We start from the raw sequence: 6,738 nt of genomic DNA, 5'->3' as shown, positions 1-6,738 counted from the left end.
CCCGTATTGCACCTCACGGATGAGGTCCATCGTGTCCTCGAAATCCTCTGCCGTCTCCTCGGGGAAGCCGACGATGAAATCGCCCGAGATAAGAATATCGGGCCGCGCCGCGCGGATTTTCTCGATCTCGGGGGGGTGGGTCAGGCCTTGCCGCTCATCTGCTATGAGGTCGTGTTCCCGCAGGATGTGCGCGGCGCACCGGCACGACCGAGGCTGCTGATGCAGATTACCAATGATGCGTGGTTCGGGACGTTTTCAGGCCCTTTTCAACACCTGCAACAGGCGCGGATGCGGGCGATCGAGATGGGCCTGCCGCTTGTGCGGGCGGCGAATACCGGGGTCTCCGCGGTGATTGATGCGCGCGGGCGGGTCGTGGCTGCGCTTGGCCTTGACGAGGCGGGCTATATCGATGCGGGCCTGCCTGCCGCACGGGCCGAGACGGTCTATGCGAAAATCGGAGATATGCCCTTTGCCGCGCTTATGGGGCTGCTCTTGGCCCTGACGCTTTGGCGCAGGCGCGGCAAAAGCGATTGACCCGCTGCAGCAGGGCGCGTAAGCCCCTTGGCACCTGTTGTCACAACGGCTTCCTGGCGTGACGACGTAATCCTAATGGAGCATTTCATGAGCAGACAGACCTACACCTTCACCTCGGAATCGGTCTCCGAGGGGCATCCCGATAAGGTGTGTGACCGCATTTCCGATGCCGTATTGGACGCCTTTCTTGCCATCGAGCCCGAGGCGCGCGTCGCCTGTGAGACCTTTGCCACCACGAACCGCGTGGTGATTGGCGGGGAGGTTGGGCTGTCTGACCCGGACAAGCTTACCCAGGTGAAGGACGATCTGGCCCATGTGGTGCGCGACTGTGTGCGCGACATCGGCTATGAGCAGGACAAGTTCCACTGGCGCACTCTTGAGGTTACGAACCTCCTGCACGAGCAATCCGCCCATATTGCTCAGGGCGTCGATGCGGCCGAAAACAAAGACGAGGGCGCGGGCGATCAGGGCATCATGTTCGGCTTTGCCACCAATGAGACCGCGGCGCTCATGCCCGCCCCGATCCAGTATGCCCATGCGATCCTGCGCCGCCTTGCCGAGGTGCGCAAGAACGGCACCGAGCCGAGCCTTGGCCCGGACGCGAAATCGCAGCTTTCGGTGCGCTATGAGAACGGCAAGCCGGTCGGTGTGTCGTCCATCGTACTGTCGACGCAGCACCTAGACGAGAGCATGACATCGGATGACGTCCGCAAGGTTGTCGAGCCCTATATCCGCGAGACCCTGCCCGAAGGGTGGATCGACGCGAGCACTGTTTGGCACGTCAATCCGACGGGCAAGTTTGTCATCGGCGGCCCTGATGGCGATGCGGGCCTTACCGGGCGCAAGATCATCGTGGACACCTATGGCGGTGCGGCCCCGCATGGCGGTGGTGCCTTCTCTGGTAAAGACCCGACAAAGGTTGACCGTTCGGCGGCCTATGCGGCGCGCTACCTTGCCAAGAACGTGGTCGCGGCAGAGATGGCGGCGCGTTGCACCGTGCAGCTTTCCTATGCCATTGGCGTGGCCGAGCCGCAGTCGATTTATGTCGATACCCACGGCACGGGCGCAGTTCCGGATGCAGAGATCGAAAAGGCAATCCGTAACGTGATGGACCTCACGCCGCGCGGTATCCGCACGCAACTCCAGCTCAACAAGCCGATTTTCCAGCGCACAGCAGCCTATGGCCATTTTGGCCGCGCCCCGGAGGCCGATGGCGGGTTCAGCTGGGAAAAGACGGACCTCGTGAGTGCGCTCAAGGCGGCCGTCTAGGCCCTGCGACACAGCAAGAGACGACACAGGCCAAAGCCCTCCTGCTACGGAAGGCTTTGGCCTTTTGCATTGGCTGTGGCACTCTCCTGAGGTGAACGGGAGGAACGTATATGTTGTTGGATGTCGCACTGCCATTGTCCTTGGCTTTCATCATGTTTTCGCTGGGCTATGGCCTGACTTTCGCGGATTTCGGGCGGGTGCTCGCGGTGCCGAAGGCAGCGCTTGCGGGGATGGTCCTGCAGATTGTTGTCGTGCCGCTCGTGGCCTATCTGGGGCTTCAGCTTTTTGACCTGCCACCGGCGCTTGCTTTCGGGGTGATGATCCTTGCCTTTTGTCCCGGGGGCGTGACCTCGAATATCCTGACCAAGCTCGCGGGCGGCACAGTGGCGCTTTCGATCACGCTTACGGCGGTGGTCAGTCTCCTGTCGGTCCTGACGGTGCCGGTTCTTGTGGGCTGGGCCGCGAAGACGTTCCTTGGCGACGGGGCGGAGACGATCAATGTCACGGCGATTGCGGTCTCGATGTTCGCGATCACGACGGTGCCGGTGCTTCTTGGCCTGTTGATCCGCTTTCTGGCCGAGGATTTCGCAAGCCGGAGCGAGGCGTTGGTCTCCAATATCGCTTTGGTCTTGTTTGTGGTGATCGTGGTGGCAGCGCTGGCAACGAACTGGGGGTTGTTCGTTGAAAACATCGCGCGGCTCGGCCCGCTTCTTGTCGCGTTGAATGCGGTGCTCCTCGTGCTTGGCATGGTCGTGGCGCGCGTGATCGGGCTTGGCGGGGCGGACGGCATCTGTATCTCGATCGAGATGGGGGTGCAGAACGCCGCGCTTGGCATCACGGTGGCCGGACTCGTGGCGCAGGTCGGCGGCATCCCGGAGTTCGCGGTGCCCGCCGCCGTTTACGGCATCACCATGTATATCGTCACCATTCCGGGCATGTTCCTTCTGCGCAAGGTGTTCCACGAGGCTTGACGGCGCGCGCTGCACAGGGCAGATGCGGGGCCGGTTTTCAATAAGGGGTCGTGATGGCAGACCGGCAACATCCCTCGGGCGCGCCTTGGCGCAATTTCTATGGTCGCTTCAAGGGCAAGGGCCTGCGCAAATCGCAGGAGGCCTATCTTGACGAGGACCTTGCGGCGCTCGCACCGGGCAAGGTCACGTGGGAAGAAAACCCCGAGCGCGAGAATATCGACCTTGAGGCGTTGTTCGGCGGTCGCGATGTCTGGCTCGAGGTCGGGTTTGGCGGCGGCGAGCATATGGTGCATCAGGCCGTGCAGAACCCAGACGTCGGGATCATCGGCTGCGAACCATATATCAACGGTGTGGCGATGCTTCTTGGTAAGATCCGAGAAGCGGAAGCCGAGAACATCCGTGTGCATCCCGGTGATGCGCGGGATATGTTTGATGTGCTTCCTGAGGCAAGCATTGCGCGGGCCTTCCTTCTCTATCCCGACCCGTGGCCCAAAAAGCGCCATCACCGGCGCCGGTTCGTGACGCCGGAGCATCTTGAACCGCTGGCGCGGGTGTTGAAGCCCGGCGCGATTTTCCGCGTGGCGACGGATATTCCCGACTATGTGCGCCAGACATTGGAGCAAGTGCCGAAACACGGGTTTGAATGGCTCGCCGAGGGACCAGCGGATTGGCGCGCGCCTTGGGACGACTGGATCTCGACGCGCTATGAGCAGAAGGCGTTCCGCGAGGGGCGCGTGCCGCATTACCTCACCTTCCGGCGCAAGTAAGACGCTTTGCCCGCCCCCGCGGAGGGGCCAGACAAAGCGGCCTGCCCCGAGGGACAGGCGGCAGGGGCGTTGCCCCTCTTGCCCCTAAGGGGCAATTCACCCCAGGATATTTCCGGCAAGAGGAAGAGCGGCGTGCCTGCGGCATGGACGGCTGCGCGGCGTTGCGGTAACAGCTTGGGGCAAGAGCAAAAGAGGAATTGCCCATGTCCGGCCACGGCACCCCAACCCCCATGACCTCCAGCCCCTGTGGCCCGCTTCAGGGCGAGGCGCATGTGCCGGGGGACAAGTCGATCTCGCATCGTGCGCTTCTGTTCGGGGCGATGGCCGTGGGGGAGACTGTGATCACCGGGCTTCTTGAGGGCGAGGATGTGCTTGATACCGCCAAGGCGATGCGGGCCTTCGGGGCTGACGTTACGCGGGACGAAGACGGGGTATGGCATGTGCATGGCGTCGGTGTCGGCGGGTTTGCCGAGCCTGACACTGTCATTGATTGCGGCAACTCCGGCACCGGCGTGCGGCTCATTATGGGGGCGATGGCGACGACGGGGATTTCGGCGACCTTCACGGGCGATGCCTCGCTCAACAAACGTCCCATGGCGCGGGTCACCGATCCGATCGCTCTTTTCGGGGCGCAGGCGGTGGGGCGCTCGGGTGGGCGGCTTCCGATGACGATTGTCGGCGCGGCGGAGCCTGTGCCAGTGCGCTATGAGGTGCCGATGCCGTCGGCGCAGGTCAAGTCGGCGGTGCTTCTGGCGGGGTTGAACGCGCCGGGGCAGACCGTTGTGATCGAGAAAGAAGCGACGCGGGATCATACCGAACGGATGCTCGCGGGGTTTGGTGCAGAGATCACCACCGAGGTCACCGATGCGGGCCGGGTCATCACGCTCACCGGGCAGCCGGAACTCAAACCGCAGACCATCGTCGTGCCACGCGATCCCTCGAGCGCGGCGTTTCCGGTCTGTGCGGCGCTTATTGTGCCGGGGTCGGATGTGCTTGTGCCCAATATCGGACTCAACCCGACGCGGGCGGGGCTTTTCACCACGCTCAAGGAGATGGGCGCGGACCTGACCTATGAGAACCTGCGCGAAGAAGGGGGCGAGCCGGTGGCAGACCTTCGGGCGCGCTTCTCGCCGAACCTCAAGGGTATCGAGGTCGATCCGGCGCGGGCGGCGAGCATGATTGACGAATACCCGGTCCTTTCGGTCGTGGCGGCCTTTGCCGAGGGCGAGACCGTGATGCGCGGCGTGAAAGAGCTTCGGGTCAAGGAAAGCGACCGGATCGACGCCATGGCCAAGGGCTTGCGGCTCAATGGTGTGGAGGTCGAGGAGGGCGAGGATTGGTGGATCGTCAAGGGGCGTGGCGCGGGCAACGTGCCAGGTGGAGCGACCTGCGAGAGCCATCTCGACCACCGGATTGCCATGTCTTTCATGGTGATGGGGATGGCGACCGAGGCCCCTGTCAGCGTTGATGACGGATCGCCGATCGCCACGTCTTTCCCGATCTTCGAGACCCTGATGGGAGGGCTTGGCGCAGAGCTTTCGAAAGGGGGCGCGTAATGGCGTTTACCATCGCGATTGACGGGCCGGCGGCGGCGGGCAAGGGCACGGTGTCAAAGGCTGTGGCCGCGCATTTCGGCTTTGCGCATCTGGATACCGGGCTGCTTTATCGGGCGGTCGGGGCAAAGATGCTGGCAGGTGTTGATCCTGTCGCGGCAGCGCAGGGGTTGATGGCGGAAGACCTCGAGGGCGAGGGGCTGCGGTCTCCGGACGTGGCTCAAGCGGCGAGCAAGGTTGCGGCGATTGGCGCGGTGCGGGCGGCTTTGGTCGATTTCCAAAGGGCTTTTGCGCGGCGCGCGGGCGGTGCGGTGCTGGACGGGCGCGATATTGGCACAGTGATTTGTCCGGTCGCGGAGGCGAAGCTTTTCGTCACGGCGAGCGCCGAGGTCCGTGCCGAGCGGCGCTATCTCGAGCTTGCAGACAAGGGGCATGAGACCAGCCGCGAGGCGGTTCTCGCCGATGTGAAAGAGCGCGATGCGCGGGATATGGAGCGGGCGGAAGCGCCGCTAAAGCCCGCTGCGGATGCGGTGGTGATCGACACCAGCGAAATGAGCATCGAAGAGGCGGTCGCCGAGGCGATCAAGGCGATTGATGCGCGGCTTGGGGAGTAGGGCGATGCAGATGCGCAAGATGGGGGCCAAGGGGCCGGAGGTTTCGGCGCTGGGGATCGGGGCAATGTCCTTTGCGGATTTCTATGGCCCGACGAGCGAAGAGAATTCCTATGCCATCTTGGACGCCGCGCTTGAATCCGGGGTCAGCCATATCGATACGTCCAACGTGTATGGCATGGGCCGGTCGGAAGAGGCGATTGGGCAATTCCTAAGAGACAAGGGTGCCGGGACGCGGGAAAAATTCCATATCGCGACCAAGGCGAGCATCACCACCGATGCAGAAGGCAAGCGGTGCTTTCGCAATGACCTCGCGCATCTGGAGGGGGAGTTGGATCAGAGCCTCGCGCGGATGGGGATCGAGCAGGTGGATCTTTTCTATATCCATCGCCGCGATCCACAGGTGCCGATCGAAGAGGTTGTTGGCAGCCTTAGCATATTGAAAGATAAGGGGAAAATCGGTGGTATCGGGTTTTCCGAGATCGCGCCGTCTTCGCTGCGTCGGGCGGCGAAGGAGCATCATGTCGATGCGGTGCAGTCCGAATACTCCCTTTCGACGCGGGCGCCGGAGCTTGGGCTCTTGCAGGCCTGTGCAGAGCTTGGCACGGCCTTTGTCGCGTTTTCGCCTGTGGGGCGGTCGTTCCTCACGGATGATCCGATCCCCTTCGAGCGCATCGAGAGCCTGCCGTTCCTGAGGGTCAATCCGCGGTTTCAAGCACCGAACTACGGCGAAAATATCAAGGCGACAGAAGCCTTTAGGGCGCTTGCGGCGGATATGGGTGTTGCGGCTGCGGGGCTTGCGATTGCCTGGACCCTGGCCAAGGGCGCGCATGTGATTCCGATCCCCGGCACGCGCTCGACGGCGCATTTTGCCGAGCTTGTTGCCGGGGCGCAGATGCAGCTTAGGGCCGAGGATGTGGCCGCAATCGAGGCGGTCTTGCCGGTCGGCTGGGCGCATGGGGATCGCTATTCGGTGGACCAATGGGTCGGGCCGGAGCGGTTCTGTTAGGCCGGAAAACCAACGTCGGTATTA

At 63.1% G+C, this 6,738-nt stretch carries 7 protein-coding genes and 1 riboswitch; all 7 genes read left to right on the top strand.

Annotated features, from left to right (window positions below; genetic code table 11):
* A partial coding sequence (locus tag MK745_RS18540) for an apolipoprotein N-acyltransferase (protein ID WP_243614691.1) occupies positions 1-534 on the top strand: 534 nt, incomplete at its 5' end.
* Between the two features lie 34 nt (positions 535-568).
* Positions 569-617, top strand: a riboswitch (SAM-SAH riboswitch).
* A 4-nt stretch (positions 618-621) separates the two neighbouring features.
* Positions 622-1,803, top strand: a complete 1,182-nt coding sequence (gene metK / locus MK745_RS18535) for a methionine adenosyltransferase (protein ID WP_243614690.1) — start codon at positions 622-624, stop codon at positions 1,801-1,803.
* A gap of 110 nt (positions 1,804-1,913) precedes the next feature.
* Positions 1,914-2,774 carry a bile acid:sodium symporter family protein gene (locus MK745_RS18530; protein ID WP_243614689.1) on the top strand — a complete coding sequence of 287 codons (861 nt, stop codon included), beginning with the start codon at positions 1,914-1,916 and terminating at the stop codon, positions 2,772-2,774.
* A gap of 53 nt (positions 2,775-2,827) precedes the next feature.
* Positions 2,828-3,541 carry a tRNA (guanosine(46)-N7)-methyltransferase TrmB gene (gene trmB / locus MK745_RS18525; RefSeq protein WP_243614688.1) on the top strand — a complete coding sequence of 238 codons (714 nt, stop codon included), beginning with the start codon at positions 2,828-2,830 and terminating at the stop codon, positions 3,539-3,541.
* Between the two features lie 203 nt (positions 3,542-3,744).
* Positions 3,745-5,097, top strand: a complete 1,353-nt coding sequence (gene aroA, locus MK745_RS18520; RefSeq protein WP_243614687.1) for a 3-phosphoshikimate 1-carboxyvinyltransferase — start codon at positions 3,745-3,747, stop codon at positions 5,095-5,097.
* Positions 5,097-5,708, top strand: coding sequence for a (d)CMP kinase (locus MK745_RS18515; RefSeq protein WP_243614686.1), 612 nt, complete (start codon positions 5,097-5,099; stop codon positions 5,706-5,708). Before aroA ends, MK745_RS18515 begins: the two co-directional genes overlap by 1 nt.
* A gap of 4 nt (positions 5,709-5,712) precedes the next feature.
* Complete coding sequence (locus MK745_RS18510; RefSeq protein ID WP_243614685.1) at positions 5,713-6,714, top strand: aldo/keto reductase; 1,002 nt, start codon at positions 5,713-5,715, stop codon at positions 6,712-6,714.
* Positions 6,715-6,738: the final 24 nt, after the last annotated feature.

It is taken from the genome of Shimia aestuarii (assembly GCF_022814865.1).
In the GTDB taxonomy this organism is placed as follows: Bacteria; Pseudomonadota; Alphaproteobacteria; order Rhodobacterales; family Rhodobacteraceae; genus Shimia; species Shimia aestuarii_A.
This window is presented reverse-complemented; position numbering and strand designations above follow the sequence as displayed.

Bases quoted from the DNA above. Each gene is read 5' to 3' on its own strand.
- metK (WP_243614690.1), top strand. From the start codon at position 622: ATGAGCAGACAGACCTACACCTTCACCTCGGAATCGGTCTCCGAGGGG.
- MK745_RS18530 (WP_243614689.1), top strand. From the start codon at position 1,914: ATGTTGTTGGATGTCGCACTGCCATTGTCCTTGGCTTTCATCATGTTT.
- trmB (WP_243614688.1), top strand. From the start codon at position 2,828: ATGGCAGACCGGCAACATCCCTCGGGCGCGCCTTGGCGCAATTTCTAT.
- aroA (WP_243614687.1), top strand. From the start codon at position 3,745: ATGTCCGGCCACGGCACCCCAACCCCCATGACCTCCAGCCCCTGTGGC.
- MK745_RS18515 (WP_243614686.1), top strand. From the start codon at position 5,097: ATGGCGTTTACCATCGCGATTGACGGGCCGGCGGCGGCGGGCAAGGGC.
- MK745_RS18510 (WP_243614685.1), top strand. From the start codon at position 5,713: ATGCAGATGCGCAAGATGGGGGCCAAGGGGCCGGAGGTTTCGGCGCTG.